This window comes from Kitasatospora sp. NPDC101447 (assembly GCF_044767225.1).
Classification (GTDB): domain Bacteria; phylum Actinomycetota; class Actinomycetes; order Streptomycetales; family Streptomycetaceae; genus Kitasatospora.
Genome location: NZ_JBIWNL010000029.1, coordinates 52689 through 70113, shown reverse-complemented (window position 1 = coordinate 70113; position 17425 = coordinate 52689). Strand labels below are relative to the sequence as shown.

Sequence of the window (17425 nt, the reverse complement as noted above, 5' to 3'; positions counted from 1 at the left end):
CCAGCCCTGTGCCGCGCGGCAGGAGTGGGCGCCTCGCGCGCCCTTACAAGCAGTCATCGAAGAAGCAGGACGAGTTCCGCCGGTCCCGGCGGTCCTCATGAGATCACAGGGAGCAACCGGAAATGGGTTCGGTTCGCGTAGCCATCGTCGGCGTGGGCAACTGCGCCGCCTCGCTGGTGCAGGGTGTCGAGTACTACAAGGACGCCGACCCGGCCGGCAAGGTCCCCGGGCTGATGCACGTCCAGTTCGGTGACTACCACGTCCGTGACGTGGAGTTCGTCGCCGCCTTCGACGTCGACGCCAAGAAGGTCGGCTTCGACCTGGCCGACGCCATCGGCAACAGCGAGAACAACACCATCAAGATCTGCGACGTGCCGCCGACCGGCGTCACCGTCCAGCGCGGCCACACCCTCGACGGCCTGGGCAAGTACTACCTGGAGACCATCGAGGAGTCCGACGAGGCCCCGGTCGACGTCGTCCAGATCCTCAAGGACCAGCAGGTCGACGTCCTGGTCTGCTACCTGCCGGTCGGCTCCGAGAAGGCCGCCAAGTTCTACGCCCAGTGCGCCATCGACGCCAAGGTCGCCTTCGTGAACGCCCTGCCGGTGTTCATCGCGGGCACCAAGGAGTGGGCGGACAAGTTCACCGAGGCCGGCGTGCCGATCGTCGGTGACGACATCAAGTCCCAGGTCGGCGCCACCATCACGCACCGCGTGATGGCCAAGCTGTTCGAGGACCGCGGTGTCATCCTTGAGCGCACCATGCAGCTGAACGTCGGCGGCAACATGGACTTCAAGAACATGCTGGAGCGCGAGCGCCTGGAGTCCAAGAAGATCTCCAAGACCCAGGCCGTCACCTCGCAGATCCGCGACCGCGAGCTGGGCGCCAAGAACGTCCACATCGGTCCCTCGGACTACGTGGCCTGGCTGGACGACCGCAAGTGGGCCTACGTCCGCCTGGAGGGTCGTGCGTTCGGCGACGTCCCGCTGAACCTGGAGTACAAGCTGGAGGTCTGGGACTCCCCGAACTCCGCCGGCGTCATCATCGACGCGGTGCGCGCCGCGAAGATCGCCAAGGACCGCGGCATCGGTGGCCCGATCCTGTCGGCCTCCTCGTACTTCATGAAGTCCCCGCCGGTCCAGTACTTCGACGACGAGGCCAAGGAGAACGTCGAGAAGTTCATCCGCGGCGAGGTCGAGCGCTGAGCGCAGCGAGGTTCGCGACTGTCGAGCACCGAGCGCTGAGCAGCTGACCGCTCGATAGCTCCTCGGAAGGGCCCACGATCACCGGATCGTGGGCCCTTCACCTTTTCCCGGCCAATGTTTCACGTGAAACAGCCACCGGTTCCATGGCACCCTGGGCGGGTGGCGATCACCGAGAACGGCAGCACCCACCAGCCCGCGCACCGCGCCACGCTCCTGGACCTGCTCCGGGGCCGCGACTTCCGGCGGCTGCTGACCGCCCGGGTGCTCTCCCAGCTCTCGGACGGCGTCTTCCAGGTCTCGCTCGCCGCCTACGTGGTCTTCTCCCCCGAGAAGCAGTCCTCCCCCGCCGACATCGCCACGGTGCTCGCCGGGATGCTGCTGCCGTTCTCGGTGGTCGGCCCGTTCGCCGGGGTGCTGCTGGACCGCTGGCGCCGCCGCCAGGTGCTGTACTTCGGCAACCTGGCCCGCTTCGGGCTGGGCCTGGCCACCGGCGCACTGCTCCTGGCTGGGGCGCCGAGGTGGCTGTTCATCGCCTCCGCCCTGCTGGTCACCGCGCTCAACCGGTTCATCCTGGCCGGCCTCTCCGCCGCCCTGCCCCGGGTGGTGGAGCAGGACCACCTGGTCACCGCCAACGCGCTCTCCCCCACCCTGGGGACGGTCGCCGCCGCCTCGGGCGGTGGCATCGGCTTCCTGCTGCACCAGGTGACGGCCCCCGGCCCGAAGGCGGACGCCGCACTGGTCACGGTCGCCTCGGTGCTCTACCTGTCGGCCGCGCTGGCCGCCCGCCGGATGGACCGCGACCTGCTCGGACCGGAGCAGCACGCCGACCGCCCGGCACTCGGCCAGGCGCTGGCCCGGGCCGCCGTCGAACTCGGCGCCGCGGTGCGCCACCTGGTGCGGGACTGCCGGCCCGCCGTGCACGCGCTGGCCGCCGTCACCGCGGCCCGGTTCTGCTACGGCGTGCTGATCGTGGTCGTGGTGATACTCGCCCGGTACACCTTCAACGACCCGGCCGACCCCGCGGCCGGCCTGGTCACCCTCGGCCAGGCGGTCGCCCTCTCCGCCGCCGGCTTCTTCGTCGCCGCCGTGATCAGTCCCTGGTGCACCCGGAAGCTCGGCCTGACCGGCTGGATGACGGCCTGCCTGGTCGCCCCGGTGGTCTTCGTCCCCGCGCTCGGCCTGAGCTTCACGCTGGTGCCGTGCCTGATCGCCGCCCTGCTGCTCGGGGTGGTCACCCAGGGCACCAAGATCTGCGCCGACACCGTGGTGCAGGAGACGGTCGAGGACGAGTACCGCGGCCGGGTCTTCGCCATCTACGACGTGCTGTTCAACGTCGCCTTCGTGGCCGCCGCCGTGGTCACCGCGCTGGTGCTGCCGATGTCCGGCCGCTCCGTCGCGGTGGTCGTCGGGGTCGCCGCGGTGTACGCCGTCACGGCGGTCGTCTACCTGCGCGCCGCCCGCCGCCGGCCGCTCGCCTGACCTGCTCCCACCGGATCTCCCGGGGCTCGGGACGGATGGCGTCCGACCGAGTCGCTAAGGTGTCAGACCTGTCGGAGCGACAGCACTCTGTCTCGGGGGACGAACTGATGAGCACACCGCCCAACCCGTACGGGCCGCCGCAACCGGCCCCGCCGGGGCCGCCCGGCGCGCCGCCGTACGGTGCGCCCGTCCCCCCGCCCGCAGCTCCGTACGGTCCGCCGCCCGGCTACGGGCAGCCCGCCCCGGGCGGCTACGGAGCGCCGCCTCCGTACGGGCAGCAGCCGTACGGCCAGCAGCCTCCGGGGCAGAACCCGTACGGGCAGCAGCCGCCCGCCGGGGCGTACGGCTACCCGCAGCCCGCGCCCGCAGCGCCGAACGCCCCCGCGAAGAAGCTCGGCACCAAGTCCAAGCTGAAGGCCGTGGGCCTGGTCGGCGGCTGCATAGCCCTGGCGGTCGGGTACTTCGTCGCCGGGCCGAGCGTCAGCAGCGCCAAGCCCGGCGACTGTGTGCGGGTGAGCGGCTCCCGTGATGTCGACATCATCAAGTGCACTGATTCCAAAGCGAATTACCGCGTACTGTCGAAGTTCGAAGGCACCACCGACGTGAACCGGTGCAAGCAGACGCCGCAGACCACGAGTGCCGTCTCGGGCAAGAGCGGCCGCCGCTGGAACAAGAAGCGGTACGTGCTCTGCCTCGGCCCGATGACACCCGCCTCCACCGGCGTCCCGCCGGTGAAGAAGTCCTGAACCCTTCCGCCACTCCGTCCCCGGGGGACCACTTGTCCGTTCCGCCTCCGCCCCAGATGCCGTACGGTCCGCCGCCGGGCGACGGCAACCCCTACTCCTCCGGCGGTGGCTACGGTGCGCCGCCGCCCGGCCAGCCCGGGTACGGCTACCCGAGCGCCCCGCCGCCGGAGCAGCCGTACGGCTACCAGCAGCCCCCGGCCGGCTACGGCTACGGGTACCCGCCCCAGGGCCCGGTGGACGGCCTGACCTGCCGGTTCTGCGGCGGCTACCCGGCGGTGAACGCCACCGTCCGCGGCCACCAGGGCCTGCTCGTGGCCTACCGCATGCTGCGGATGTCCGGCCCGTTCTGCCGCACCTGCGGCACGGCCACCGTGCGCGACATGTCCGCCCGGACGCTGGTCCAGGGCTGGTGGAGCCTGGTGTCGTGGCTGCTGACCCCGATCACGCTGCTGATGAACCTCGGCCCGCACAACCGGTTCAAGCAGTTGCAGCCGCCCGTCCCGGGCAGCCACGGCCCGCAGCTCGACCCGGGCGTCCCGCTGACCCGCCGCCCGCACATCGCGATGCTGGTGGTGCCGGTCTCGCTGGCGGTCACCGTCGCCCTGGCCGCCACCGGCGTGCTCGGCCCGGCGAAGCACGACGACCCGTCCGACCCGATCATCGCGGCTCCCTCGCCGTCGGCCTCGTCCTTCACCTTCACGCCCTCGCCGCCGCCGGCCTTCCCGTCGCCGACCTTCACGATGCCGGCGGTGCCGAGCATCACGCTGCCGCCGGTCACCACCCCGACCCCCGACACGGACAGCGTCGACCAGGCCAAGGCGGGCGACTGCCTGCACAACGAGAACGGCCCGGCCGGCGAGACCACCGACACCCACCCGAAGGTCTCGGTCCTGCCCTGCACCGACGCCAAGGCGCAGTACAAGGTGATCTACAAGTACCTCGCCACGTCCGACGAGAAGGTCTGCGAGAAGCAGTCGAAGTCGGACAGCTGGTACACCCGCACCTACACCAACTTCCCGTCCCTGAACTACGTGCTCTGCCTCAAGAAGCTCTCGTAGCTCTCGTGGCCCGGGCTGCCCCGGCAGCTCGGACAGCCCGCCGCACGACGCGAGGGGTGGCCCCGGCCGATGCCGGGACCACCCCTCGCGTCGTGCCGGAAGCCCCGGCCGGCGTCAGCCCTGCTGCTCCGCCCACCAGGCGCGCAGCGCCGCGACCGCCTCGTCGTGCTCCATCGGACCGTGCTCCAGCCGGAGTTCGAGCATGTGCTTGTACGCCTTGCCGACCTGCGGGCCGGGCTTGATGGCGAGCAGCTCCATGATCTGGTTGCCGTCCAGGGCCGGGCGGACGGCGTCCAGCTCCTCCTGCGCCTTCAGCTCGGAGATCCGCGTCTCCAGACCGTCGTAGGTGCGGGCGAGGGTGGCCGCCTTCTTCTTGTTGCGGGTGGTGCAGTCGGAGCGGGTCAGCTTGTGCAGGCGCTCCAGCAGCGGCCCGGCGTCGGTGACGTAGCGGCGCACCGCGGAGTCGGTCCACTCGCCGCCGCCGTAGCCGTGGAAGCGCAGGTGCAGCTCGACCAGGCGCGACACGTCCTCGGTGAGCTCCTTGGAGTACTTCAGCTCGCGCATCCGCTTGCGGGTCATCTTGGCGCCGACCACCTCGTGGTGGTGGAAGGAGACCCGGCCGTCCGACTCGAAGCGGCGGGTGCGCGGCTTGCCGATGTCGTGCAGCAGCGCGGCCAGCCGCAGGGTGAGGTCCGGGCCGTCCTGCTCCAGGCCGATGGCCTGCTCCAGGACGGTCAGCGAGTGCTCGTAGACGTCCTTGTGCCGGTGGTGCTCGTCGCGCTCCAGCCGCAGGGCGGGCAGCTCGGGCAGCACGTGCCCGGCCAGGCCGGTGTCGACCAGCAGCCGCAGTCCCTTCACCGGGTGCTTGGCCAGCAGCAGCTTGTTCAGCTCGGCCTGGACCCGCTCGGCCGAGACGATGGTGATCCGCTCGGCCATCTCGGTCATCGCGGCGACCACCTCGGGCGCCGGGTCGAAGTCGAGCTGGGCGGCGAAGCGGGCGGCCCGCATCATCCGCAGCGGGTCGTCGGAGAAGGACTCCTCGGGGGTGGCGGGGGTGCGCAGCACCCGGGCCTCCAGGTCCTCCAGGCCGTGGTGCGGGTCGACGAAGCCGCGACCGGGCAGGTCGACGGCCATCGCGTTGACCGTGAAGTCCCGGCGGACCAGGTCCTCCTCGATGCTCTCGCCGTACGTCACCTCGGGCTTGCGGGAGGTACGGTCGTACGCCTCGGAGCGGTAGGTGGTGATCTCGATCAGGAACGAGCCCTCGGCGGTGTCCTTGCGGGCGCCGACCGTGCCGAAGGCGATGCCGACGTCCCAGACCGCGTCCGCCCAGCCCTTCACCAGCTTGAGCACCTGCTGCGGGCGGGCGTCGGTGGTGAAGTCCAGGTCGTTGCCGAGCCGGCCGAGCAGCGCGTCCCGGACGGAGCCGCCGACCAGCGCCAGCCGGTGACCGGCCGCCTGGAAGCGGCGGGCGATCTCGTCGGCGACCGGCGACACCCGCAGCAGCTCTTGCAGACCCAGGGTCTGGGCCTCGCTCAGGCCTGGTACGGCCCGGACGGCGGTGCTGGGACGGTCGGTGCGCGTGGTGGGCTCATTGGCAGTGGACACGGCTCACAAGGGTACGTGCCCCGGAAGGTCAACCGCCCGCGCGTTTTGGGCGTCTCACCCCACAGCCCGCAACACTGCACCGCAGGCTGCATCGTTACCATGCCGGTGGACGAGTCTCGGGCACCGGACAGGGGATGCGGTGTCGCGTGCCGCCACGGCCTGCGGAACTCCCGCGGAAGCGGTGCGGCGACGGCGTCGGGCGAACAGTTCAAGCGTTTCAGAATTTCAAGAGTTCCAAGCGAACACCGTCGGGCGACCGCGCCGGACGGGACGGACAGCATCAGCAGCGATCGAGAACGGCGAGGGCGAAGCGAGTGAGTGAGCCGGCACGGCACTCGGGCCTGGGGGCGCACCGACAGCCTGGAGGGGCCGAACACCCCGCCGGGGGACGTCATCCGGTGCGCCGGGCGGGCCTGCGCCTCGCCGCCGCCTGCGCGGCCGCCCTGACCCTCTTCACGGCCGCCCCGGCCGGTGCTCTGACGGCCGGCGGAGGCACCCACCCGGCGGGCGGCGACACCCACCCGACCGCCGGCTCCACCGCCTCGGCCGAGTACCCGGTGGTCCTGAGCATCGAGTCGCTGGCCCCACAGGTGGCCGTGCCCAACGGCACCGTGACGATCACCGGGCACGTGACCAACGCCGGCAAGTCCGCGCTCAAGAACGCCCACGCGGCCGTCCGCAAGCCGTACTCCGGCAGGCCGCTGGACCGGCGCAGCGACCTGGCCAACGTGGCCGGCCGCACCACGCCGATCGAGCGGGACGGCGTCGAGCTGGACAGCCCGCAGTACGCCCTGCCGGAGCTCAACCCGGGCCAGACGCTGCCGTACACCCTGAGCGTCGCGGTGAACGACCTCGGGCTGTCGTCGAGCGGGGTGTACGAGCTCGCGGTGGACGCCTGGGGCTCGACCGCCGACAACGGGCACGACCGGGCCCTGGGCATCGCCCGGAGCTTCCTGCCGTACAACCCGGGCGGCGCCGAGGCGCAGCCGACGAAGGTCGCCACGCTGTGGCCGCTGGTGCACGCGCCGGTGCTGGCCGCGCAGACCGTCGCCGACAACGAGCAGTCCGTCCCGGTGCTGCGCGACGACAGCCTGGCCGCCGAGTTCGCCCCGGGCGGCCGGCTGTACGAGCTGGTCGACACCGGCGCCAAGCTGCCCGGGCTGACCTGGGTGGTCGACCCGGACCTGCTGGACGCCGCGCTCGCGATGACCAAGCCGTACCGGGTGCAGAACCCGGGCACCGAGTCCGCGGGCAAGCCGGCCAGGGACGACAACACCGTCGCGCGCAACGGCTCGGCGGCGGCCGCCGCCTGGCTGGACAAGCTGCGGGCCGCCGTCGCCAAGCCGGACAGCCAGGTGGTGGCGCTGCCGTACGCCGACCCGGACATCGCCTCGATCGCGCACAACGGCGCCGACCTGCCCGGGATGCCCACGGCGCTGAACAAGGCGGCCACGGCCGGTCGGCTGACCGTCGAGGGCCGGCTCTCCGTGGACACCCGCTCCGACATCGCCTGGCCCTACCAGGGCTACGTCGACCAGCAGATCGCCTCGCTCGCCCAGCAGGCGGGCAGCGGCCTGCTGCTGGCGAACGGGGCGAGCATGCCGGAGCCGGACGCGCTGAACTACACCCCGAGCGCGGCGCGCCCGGTCGGCAACGGGCAGAGCGCCGTGGTCGCCGACGAGACGGTCTCCGGGCTCTTCCAGAAGGACCTGGGCGCCGGCACGGACCAGACCGAGTCGACCCAGCGCTTCCTCGCCGAGACCTTCGCGATCACCCACGAGCAGCCGCAGAACCAGCGCGGTCTGCTGATCATGCCGCCGCGCGAGCTGAGCGTCGCCACCGCCAAGGTGCTGGCGAACGCCCTGCAGCAGGCGAGCGGCAAGTGGATCGCCCCGGTCAAGCTGGACGCGGTGGCCCAGTCCTCGCCCGACGAGAAGGCCAACACCGGCGTCCCGGCGGCCACCGACTACCCGACCCAGGCCCGCGCCTCGGAGCTGACGGCGACCGACCTGGACAGCACCAACCGCATCCAGTACGACCTGGACACGCTGATGCGGGTGCTCACCCTGCCGCAGCGGGTCCGCGGCCCGTTCAACGCCGCCATGGTCCGCTCGCTGTCCACCGAGTGGCGCTCCCAGGCCCCGGCCGGCGGCGCCTACCGCACGGGCGTCACGCAGTACCTGAAGGAGCTGACCAAGGCCGTCCAGGTGCCGGAGAAGACCTCGGTCACCCTGGCCGGCGACACCGGCCTGCTGCAGGTCAGCGTCCGCAACGACCTGACCCAGACGGTCACCAACCTGAAGCTGGTCCTCACCTCGCTCCAGCCGAACAGGCTGCAGGTGAGCAAGGCGGAGGACCTGGTCCTCCCGGCCTCGCAGAGCGCCACCCTCCGTTACCAGGCCGAGGCCCACAACAACGGGCCGGTCCAGATGACCGCCCAGCTGTGGACCACCGGCCCCAACCCGCGACCGTACGGCGAGGCCCGGACGTTCACGGTCGAGGTGACCTCGGTGACCAACGGGGTGCTGTACGTCTTCGCGGGCGCCGGCCTCCTGCTGCTGCTGGCCGCGGTGCGCTTCGTGCGCCAGCGCAAGCGGCGGGGCGGTCAGCCCCACCAGGACGGCGACCAGCCGGTCGGGGACGGCCCGGCCGCGGACGGCGCCGAGGCCGGGGAGCCGACGGCGGACGGGGCGGGCGGGAACGCCGGGTCCGACGGGAACACCGGGGCCACCGGGGACACCGGCTCCGACGGGTCCGACGGGGACGGGCCGGCGGACGATGCCGCTGGTGAGGGTCCCGCGCAGACACTGCGCGCCAGCAGCCCGGATGGCCGGGATCGGGCCGCCAGTGATGAGAAGGTTGGTCCTTGATACCGCCGACCCCCCGTGACGCCGGGCCGGCCTCCCCCCACGACATCGAAGAGGTGACATGACCGGGCGCAGCGAGGAGCGGCCGCCGGGCCGCGGTGAGAGCCGGCCGGGTGCCGAGTCGCCGTCCGGCGACTGGTACGTGGCCGACACCTACGCCCAGGACCCGTACGCGGCCGACGCCTACGGGACCGCGCAGGACGGCCAGGACCCGTACGGTCTGCGGGCCGGCCGGCCGGCCGAGCCGCAGCAGCAGGCCGCCGCGTACGACGTGCCGCCGCAGCTGCCGCCGCAGGGCGGCGGCTACCCCACGCCGGTGCCGCCGACGCCGTACCAGGCGGCGGACCAGTTCTCGCCGCCGGTGCCGCCGGTGCAGCCCGGCTGGGACACCCCGCCGCAGGCCGGCTGGCAGCCGGAGGCGACTCCGGCCCCGGCCCCGGCTTCGGCCGTCCCCCACTGGGGCGGCGGCGAGCAGCCGCAGCCGCAGCAGCAGTGGGAGCCCGGCCCGGCGCACTCCGCCTGGGACACCGAGACCACCGAGTACGTCGGGGTGGACGCACTCTTCGGCGGCCGCCAGGCGGAGGCCGCGGCCCCGCCGGTGCCGCAGGCCCCGCACGCCCCGCAGCCCCCGCAGCCCCCGCAGGCCGCCCACCCGGGCATGCCCGGAGCCGTGCCGCCCGGCGGCACGGGCGCGCCGGGCGGCCCCGCGCCGTACCCGCCGGCGGGCGGCCACCCGGGCCGTCGGCAGCAGCACGGCGGTCCGGACGGGCAGCGCCCCTTCGTGCCGCCGATCGAGTTCGACCCGCCGCTCTCCGAGGAGGAGGCCACCATGCAGGTGGCCGCCGTCGCGGTGCCCCCGGCGGTCGAGCCGCTGGCGGACCTCGCCGCCGAGGAGCACGTCGCACAGCCGGAGCCCGCGGCCGCCCCGGCGGCCGGCGGGGGCGGCAAGGTCGCGAGCCTGCTGAACTCCAGCGCGATCATGGCGGCCGGCACGCTGGTCTCCCGCGGCACCGGCTTCGTCCGGACCATGGTGATCACCCTGGCCATCGGCGTCAGCGTGATGGGTGACTCGTACAACGCGGCGAACACCCTGCCGACCCTGCTGTACATCCTGATCGGCGGCGGCGCGCTGAACGCGGTCTTCGTGCCGCAGCTGGTGCGCAGCATGAAGAACGACGAGGACGGCGGCACCGCGTACGCCAGCCGGCTGCTCACCCTGGTGATGGTCGGGCTCGGCGGCGTGGTGTTCCTGGCGGTCCTCGGGGCGCCCGTCCTGGTCCAGATGATCGCCCACCCGATGATGTCCAACCCGGAGCGGGCCGACACCACGGTGGCGCTGGCCCGCTACTGCCTGCCCACGATCTTCTTCATGGGCATCCACGTGGTGATGGGCCAGATCCTCAACGCCCGCGGCCGGTTCGGCGCGATGATGTGGACCCCGGTCCTGAACAACATCGTGGTGATCTTCACCTTCGCCGCCTACATCTGGGTCTACGGCGGGTTCGGCACCACCCACGTCACCCCGGAGGCCATCTCGCCCGAGGGCGTGCGGCTGCTCGGCCTCGGCACCCTGATCGGCCTGGTCGTCCAGTCGCTGGCGATGATCCCGTACCTGCGGGCGGCCGAGTTCCGCTTCCGGCCCCGCTTCGACTGGCGCGGCCACGGCCTGGGCAAGGCCGCCCGGCTGGCCAAGTGGACGTTCTTCTTCGTGCTCGCCAACCAGGCCGGCTACCTGGTGATCACCCAGCTGTCCACCAACGCCGGCGACGCCGCCGCAGCGGCCGGCCACTCCGGCGTCGGCCTGGCCGCGTTCTCCAACGCCCTGCTGATCTGGCAGCTGCCGCAGGCCGTGATCACCGTCTCGATCATGAGCGCGGTGCTCCCCCGGCTGTCCCGGGCGGCCGCCGACGAGGACGCCGGAGCCGTCCGCGACGACATCTCCTACGGTCTGCGCACCACCGCGGTGGCGGTCGTCCCGGCCGCGTTCCTGTTCCTGTCGCTCGGCCCGGTGATCGGCCGTTCGATCTACGCGGTAGGCGGCAACGAGTCCGTCCTGAACGACGCCACCAACGTCGGTCTGATGCTCTCCGCCTTCGCCCTGGGCCTGATCCCGTACTCGGCCCAGTACGTGATGCTGCGCGGCTTCTACGCCTACGAGGACACCCGGACCCCGTTCTCCAACACCGTCTGGGTCGCCGTCTGCCAGGCGACCTTCTCGGTGCTGTGCTGGCTGCTGCTCCCGCCGCAGTGGACGGTGATCGGCATGGCCTTCGGTTACGGCTTCGCCTACGCCATCGGGGTGATGGTGGCCGTGCCGAAGCTGAAGAAGAAGATCGGCGGGCTGGACACCAAGCGGATCGGCAAGACGTACAGCCGGCTGGCCGCCGCCTGCGTCCCGGCCGCCCTGGTCGGCCTCGGCGCCAGCCTGGCGGTCCAGCAGGTGCTCGGCGGCTGGCCGGGCAGCGTGGCCTCGCTCGTCGTGGCCGGCGGCCTGCAGCTGGCGGTCTTCGTGCTGATCGCCAAGCGCCTGCGGATCGAGGAACTGAACGCCATGCTGGGCATGGTCCGCGGCCGACTGGGCCGCTGACCGACTCTTCGACGGCCGGACGAGCGGGCGCCCTGAGCGGGCGTCAACCGGAGCGGACAGCTCCGCCGCTCGTCCGGCCGACTGCTGGGCCGCCAGTCGCCCCGGGTCCGCCCGGCGGCCTGATGGTGACCCGGTGTCCTATCTGCACCACATCTCTCCACCGGTGGGCAACCGAGACGCCCCCTCAGCGGTCGTACCCGGTGGAGAAGAGTGGGCACAATTGTCCTGGAGCACAGGGCCGCCAACCCGCGGGCTCCAGCGACTCTCTCAGCCGGGGCGACACAAGGGGAGGCAGGACCACGGTGGCTGATGGCACCAAGGCGGTCGTCGACACGTCAACAGCTGACGCGGCGGCGGACGAAGCCGCGCTGGCCGCGGCGATCGACGAGCTCGCCGTCGCGAAGGACACCGCCGGGCGCGCCTCCGCCGTCGACGGCGAGGTCGCCCCCACCGCTGCCGCCGCTCCCGGGAAGAACCGCGCGGACGTCGACGGGAAGAACACCGACGGGAGCACCGACGGGAGCCCCGACGGGGACGCTCCCGGGGGCGCCGCCGTGCGAGGACCGGAGGCCTCCGTGAGCGAGGAGACCTCGGAGATCACCGCCCCGCTCTCGGTCCAGGAGATCGCCGCCGAACTCGCCGCGGGCGCCGCCCGGAAGAAGCCGGCCCCCGCCGCCGCGCCGGCACCCGCCAAACGCCGCCCCACCGACCCGCAGCCCACGGTCGACCCGCGCGACACCGCCACCCTCCCGCGCACCCTCCCCGCCCCCCAGCACCGCAGCGGCGACATGATCGGCCACCGCTACCTGCTGGAGGAGTGCATCTCCGAGACCGACACCTTCAGCAGCTGGCGCGCCGTCGACGAGAAGCTGCGCCGGGCCGTCGGCATCCACCTGATGGCCTCCGGCCACCAGCGGGCCCGCAAGGTGCTGGCCGCGGCCAAGTCCGCCGCCCTGCTCGGCGACCCGCGCTTCGTCCAGGTCCTGGACGCCGTCCAGGAGGGCGAGCTGGTCGTCGTCGTGCGGGAGTGGCTGCCGCACTCCTCCGACCTGGCCCGGCTGCTCGCCAACGGGCCGATGGAGCCGCACGAGGCGTACCAGATGGTCCGCCAGGTCGCCGACGCGGTCGCGGCCGCCCACCGGCGCGGCCAGGCCCACCTGCGGCTCACCCCGCGCTGCGTGCTGCGCACCGACAGCGGCCAGTACCGGATCAACGGCATCGCGGTGGACGCCGCCCTGCGCGGGCTGCCCCCGGAGGACTCCACCGAGGACGCCCAGCGCACCGACACCCGCGCGATCGGCGCGCTGCTGTTCGCCGCGCTCACCCACCGCTGGCCGTACCCGGAGGACCGCTACGACCTCCGGGGCCTGCCCAAGGGCCTCCAGAACGTCGCGCCCGACCAGGTCCGCGCCGGGGTCCACAAGGGCCTGTCCGAGCTGGCCGCACGGGCCCTGTTCGACCACCCGCCGCACCACGCCGAGCCGATCACCACCCCGGAGGAGCTGGTCCGGGCGATCGCGCAGATGCCCCGGATCCGCCAGCCCGAGCCGGAGCTGCCCGCCTACCCCGTGCCGCCCCGGCACAACACCCACTCCCTGCCGACGGCGCCCAACCCGACCCGGGTCGCCGACCCGGCGGTCGCCCCGCTGCCCGCCTCCTCCCGGCCGACCGCCTCCCGCCGGATGAAGCGGCGGCTGCGCCGGGTGGCCAAGGCCACCGCCTGGACGGTCGCCCTCGGCGCGATCGGCGTCGCCTCTTGGCAGTTCGTCGACCACCTGCGCCACACCAACAACGGCGGCGGCACCGCCGCGACCTCGTCCCCGCTGCCCTCGGTCAGCAGCACCGCGCCCAGTCCGCAGGCCAGCAACCACAACCCGGCGCCGATCGCCATCAAGGACGCGCAGTCGTACAACCCGCTGGGCGACGGGGCGGAGGGCAAGGACACCCTGGCCAACGCGATCGACGGCAAGCCCGAGACGCAGTGGATCACCCAGTGGTACGAGGACCAGTTCGCCCCGAACCTCTACAAGGCCGGCACCGGACTGCTGATCGACCTCGGCTCGCCGCAGCCGGTCAACTCCGTGAACGTCCAGTTCGTCGGGAACCACACGGCGGAACTCCGGGTGCCCAACGCCGCGGCCACGGCGAACCCGAAGGGCGCCCCGCTCAGCGACTACTCGGTGGTGGGCAAGAAGAGCGGCCCCGCGGCCGACTTCTCCCTGGACAACCCGGTCACCACCCGCTACCTCTTGATCTGGCTGACCGGCCTGCCGAAGAATTCCGAGGGCAAGTTCCAGGGCCGCGTCGCCGAGGTCAAGGTCACCGGCTGACCCGACGGTCCCGCGGCGGGCCGTGGGGCGACACCCGCACGGCGAGACGAAGAGGTGGCGGTGACGGACAGCGTGGACCGGACGGACGACGACGCGGCGTTGCTCGCCCGGCACGTCGCCGGCGACCGGGAGGCCTTCGGTCTGCTGGTGAACCGCCACCGCGACCGGCTCTGGGCGGTCGCCCTGCGCACCCTGGGCGACCGCGAGGAGGCCGCCGACGCGCTCCAGGACGCCCTGGTCTCCGCCTTCCGCGCCGCCGCCGGGTTCCAGGGCCGCTCGGCCGTCACCACCTGGCTGCACCGGATCGTGGTCAACGCCTGCCTGGACCGCGCCCGGCGCAGCGCCACCCGCCGCACCACCCCGCTCGACGAGGACCCGCAGCGGCTCGACACCCTGGTCGGCACCGCCGAGCCGGCCGACTCCCCGGTGGTCCGGGCCGAGCTGCACCGCGAGGTGACAGCGGCGCTCGACGAACTGCCCCCCGAACAGCGGGCCGCGCTGGTGCTGGTCGACATGCAGGGCTACCCGGTCGCCGAGGCCGCCGAGCTGCTGGGCGTCCCGGTGGGCACGGTGAAGAGCCGCTGCGCGCGCGGCCGGGCCCGGCTGCTCCCGCTGGTGCGGCACCTGCGGGAGGGCGGCGGGCCGGATGTTTCACGTGAAACACCGGGCGCCCCGGGCTCGGCCCCACCGGGGCGGGGCACCCCGGGGAACCCGACGGGCCCCCGCACCGTCAGAGGGACAGGCCCGAGCACCGGTCGGACGATGCTGGAAGGAGACGCGAGCACACGATGACCGCCACCCCCTCCTCCCCCGACCACGCCGGGGGGCACCCCCCGGTCGACGAACTGGCCGACCTCGCCGAAGGGCTGATCGACTCCCCCGCGGCCGTCGAGGCACTGCACCGGCACCTCGCCGACTGCGCCGAGTGCCGGGAGACCGTCGACGCCCTCGCCGAGGTCCAGGAACTGCTCGGCACCGTCGAGACCCCGCCGATGCCCGCCGACGTCGCCGACCGACTGGACGCCGCGCTGGCGTGCGCCGCCGCCGAGGCCGCCGACGAAGCCACCGACGTGCCCGGGGCGGCCGACGCCCCGGACGCCGCGCCCGGCGCCCGCCACGCGCCCGTGGCGGGCCCGCAGGAGCCCTCCCCCGGCCGCCGTCCCGGCACCCCGGCTCCGCCCGCCCGCGCGGCCTCGGGACGCTCCGCACCGCCACCCCGGCCCGCGGCCTCCACCGGGCCCGGCCGCCCGCGCCCCCGCCGACGGTTCGCGCTGCTGCTCGGTGCCGCCGCCGCCCTGGCCGCCGTCGGCATCGGCGGGGCGGTGCTGCTCCACCCCGACGACCGGGCCGGCGGCACCGCGGTCAGCGCGGGGGCCCCGGCGGACACCACCGCCGCCGCGGCGCAGAACGGCCGCACCCCGCACGCGGCGAGCGCCGGCACCGTCTACCGGGCCGACGTGCTCGCCACCCAGATCCAGCAGCTGCTGGCCCGCTCGGGGAACGCCGCCACCGCACCGGGACTGCAGCCGACCGGGCAGGCCCAGCCCCAGAGCGTCCTGCCCGCCGAGGGCGCCCGGCCGGAGCTCTCCTCCCCGGCTCCGTCCTCCTCCGCCTCCCCCGCCCCGTCGCCGGGCTGCCCGGCCCCCGCCCCCGGCGCCCCGGTGGCCACCGACCGGGGCAGCTTCGACGGCGCCCCGGTGGACGTCCTGGTCTACCCCGTGCCCGGCCGGCCCGACCTCGTGGACGTCTACCTGCGCGCCCCCGACTGCGGCCGGATCGTCCTGCACCAGAGCGTTCCCAGTCGCTGACCAGCGGTTCCCATGCGATCCACGCCCAGTGCGGCACGCCGCTTCCGGAGTTCGGGCGCCTGGTACTGATCCGCCTGGGAATGCGAGACACTGGTCAGTCGTTGTCCCGGGCGGCGGAGCAGGACCGCCCTCCCCGCAGCAAACGCGGGTCGCGATGCGAACCAGGAGAAGCAGTGAGCGACGTCCGTAACGTGATCATCATCGGTTCCGGCCCGGCCGGGTACACGGCTGCGCTCTACACGGCCCGTGCCTCCCTCAAGCCGCTGGTCTTCGAGGGGGCCGTCACCGCCGGTGGCGCGCTGATGAACACCACCGAGGTCGAGAACTTCCCGGGCTTCCGGGACGGCATCATGGGCCCCGAACTGATGGACAACATGCGGGCCCAGGCCGAGCGCTTCGGCGCCGAGCTGATCCCCGACGACATCGTCGCGGTCGACCTCACCGGTGACGTCAAGACGGTCACCGACTCCGAGGGCAACGTGCACAAGGCCCGTGCCGTGATCGTCACCACCGGCTCCCAGCACCGCAAGCTCGGTCTGCCGAACGAGGACAAGCTCTCCGGGCGCGGCGTCTCCTGGTGCGCGACCTGCGACGGCTTCTTCTTCCGCGACCAGGACATCGCGGTGGTCGGCGGCGGTGACACCGCCCTGGAGGAGGCGACCTTCCTCTCCCGCTTCGCCAAGAGCGTCACGATCATCCACCGCCGGGACACCCTGCGCGCCTCCAAGGCGATGCAGGAGCGCGCCTTCGCCGACCCGAAGATCCGCTTCGAGTGGGACAGCGCGGTCGAGGCCATCCACGGCGACCCGAAGCTGACCGGCGTCACCCTGCGCGACACCACCACCGGCGAGACCCGCGAGCTGGCCGTCACCGGCCTGTTCATCGCGATCGGCCACGACCCGCGCACCGAGCTGTTCAAGGGCCAGCTGGACCTCGACGCCGAGGGCTACCTCAAGGTCGAGGCCCCCTCGACCCGGACCAACATCCCGGGCGTGTTCGGCGCCGGCGACGTCGTGGACCACACCTACCGCCAGGCCATCACCGCCGCCGGCACCGGCTGCTCCTCGGCCCTCGACGCCGAGCGCTACCTCGCCGCGCTGGACGACCTGGAGGCCCAGGCCGCCACCGTGGCGGTCTGACCCCGGGCCACCGACCCACCCCCCGCGGGGGTGTCCCCCGTAACACCCCCGCACCCCGCCGGGCAGAAACAGAACGGGCCCGCCCGTTGTTCACCTGGCAGCAGCCCCCTCCGTCCGAACCCGAGGAGTCCCCGTGGCCGGCGCCACCACCACCGTCACCGACGCGACCTTCCAGTCCGACGTCCTGGACAGCGACAAGCCCGTGCTGGTCGACTTCTGGGCCACCTGGTGCGGCCCGTGCCGCCAGGTCGCCCCGATCCTGGACGAGATCGCGGCCGAGCACGCCGACAAGCTGACCATCGCCAAGCTCGACGTGGACGCCAACCAGGCGACCGCCGCCCAGTACGGCGTCATCTCGATCCCGACCCTGATCCTCTACAAGGGCGGCGAGCCGGTGAAGTCCATCACCGGTGCCCGTCCGAAGGCCGCGCTGCTGCGCGAGCTGGACGGCTTCATCTAGGTCGTCGGATCGTCGACCGCGCGGCGGGGGGGGGGGGGGGGGCCCGGGCGCCCCCCCCCCCCGGGGGCCCGGGGGGGCGGGGGGGGGGGCGCCCGGGCGGCGGCGGGGGGGCGGCCGGCGGCCCGCCGGAGGGCCGCC

General features: G+C 73.4%; 12 protein-coding genes. 11 read left to right on the top strand and 1 reads right to left on the bottom strand.

Annotation, left to right across the window (positions count from 1 at the left end; genetic code table 11):
• Positions 1–122 precede the first annotated feature (122 nt).
• From ACIRST_RS31085 to ACIRST_RS31070, 4 genes are all read left to right on the top strand, one after another.
• Positions 123–1205: an inositol-3-phosphate synthase gene (locus ACIRST_RS31085; RefSeq protein ID WP_350525925.1), complete on the top strand. Its 1083-nt coding sequence runs from the start codon at positions 123–125 to the stop codon at positions 1203–1205.
• Positions 1206–1364: 159 nt separating this feature from the next.
• The gene (locus ACIRST_RS31080) at positions 1365–2684 is read left to right on the top strand and encodes an MFS transporter (protein ID WP_350525924.1); all 1320 of its coding nucleotides are present in this window, start codon (positions 1365–1367) and stop codon (positions 2682–2684) included.
• A 107-nt stretch (positions 2685–2791) separates the two neighbouring features.
• Entirely contained in the window at positions 2792–3430 is a 639-nt protein-coding gene (locus ACIRST_RS31075) for a resistance to Congo red protein (RefSeq protein WP_350525923.1), read from the top strand.
• Positions 3431–3486: 56 nt separating this feature from the next.
• Positions 3487–4488 carry a hypothetical protein gene (locus ACIRST_RS31070; RefSeq protein ID WP_350525922.1) on the top strand — a complete coding sequence of 334 codons (1002 nt, stop codon included), beginning with the start codon at positions 3487–3489 and terminating at the stop codon, positions 4486–4488.
• Positions 4489–4602: 114 nt separating this feature from the next.
• Here ACIRST_RS31070 and ACIRST_RS31065 read toward each other — a convergent pair whose 3' ends face one another.
• Complete coding sequence (locus ACIRST_RS31065; protein WP_350525953.1) at positions 4603–6027, bottom strand: CCA tRNA nucleotidyltransferase; 1425 nt, start codon at positions 6025–6027, stop codon at positions 4603–4605.
• Between the two features lie 467 nt (positions 6028–6494).
• Between ACIRST_RS31065 and ACIRST_RS31060 the strand changes: the two genes are divergently transcribed.
• The 7 genes from ACIRST_RS31060 to trxA all read left to right on the top strand — a co-directional run bounded on the left by ACIRST_RS31060 (position 6495) and on the right by trxA (position 17287).
• Positions 6495–8966 carry a DUF6049 family protein gene (locus tag ACIRST_RS31060; protein ID WP_402806213.1) on the top strand — a complete coding sequence of 824 codons (2472 nt, stop codon included), beginning with the start codon at positions 6495–6497 and terminating at the stop codon, positions 8964–8966.
• A 58-nt stretch (positions 8967–9024) separates the two neighbouring features.
• Positions 9025–11550, top strand: a complete 2526-nt coding sequence (gene murJ / locus ACIRST_RS31055; RefSeq protein WP_402806210.1) for a murein biosynthesis integral membrane protein MurJ — start codon at positions 9025–9027, stop codon at positions 11548–11550.
• Positions 11551–11852: 302 nt separating this feature from the next.
• On the top strand, positions 11853–13880 hold the full coding sequence (locus tag ACIRST_RS31050) for a serine/threonine protein kinase (protein ID WP_402806208.1): 2028 nt from the start codon (positions 11853–11855) through the stop codon (positions 13878–13880).
• Between the two features lie 54 nt (positions 13881–13934).
• Positions 13935–14672 (top strand): RNA polymerase sigma factor SigM, encoded by a 738-nt coding sequence (gene sigM / locus ACIRST_RS31045; protein ID WP_402806206.1) that lies wholly within the window; start codon positions 13935–13937, stop codon positions 14670–14672.
• Complete coding sequence (locus ACIRST_RS31040) at positions 14669–15688, top strand: hypothetical protein (RefSeq protein ID WP_402806204.1); 1020 nt, start codon at positions 14669–14671, stop codon at positions 15686–15688. The genes sigM and ACIRST_RS31040 overlap by 4 nt, the downstream gene beginning before the upstream one ends.
• 173 nt (positions 15689–15861) lie before the next feature.
• A complete protein-coding gene (gene trxB, locus ACIRST_RS31035) occupies positions 15862–16827 on the top strand; it encodes a thioredoxin-disulfide reductase (RefSeq protein ID WP_350525916.1) in 966 nt (321 codons plus the stop codon).
• Positions 16828–16960: 133 nt separating this feature from the next.
• Positions 16961–17287: a thioredoxin gene (gene trxA / locus ACIRST_RS31030; protein ID WP_350525915.1), complete on the top strand. Its 327-nt coding sequence runs from the start codon at positions 16961–16963 to the stop codon at positions 17285–17287.
• The last annotated feature ends 138 nt before the right edge of the window (positions 17288–17425 follow it).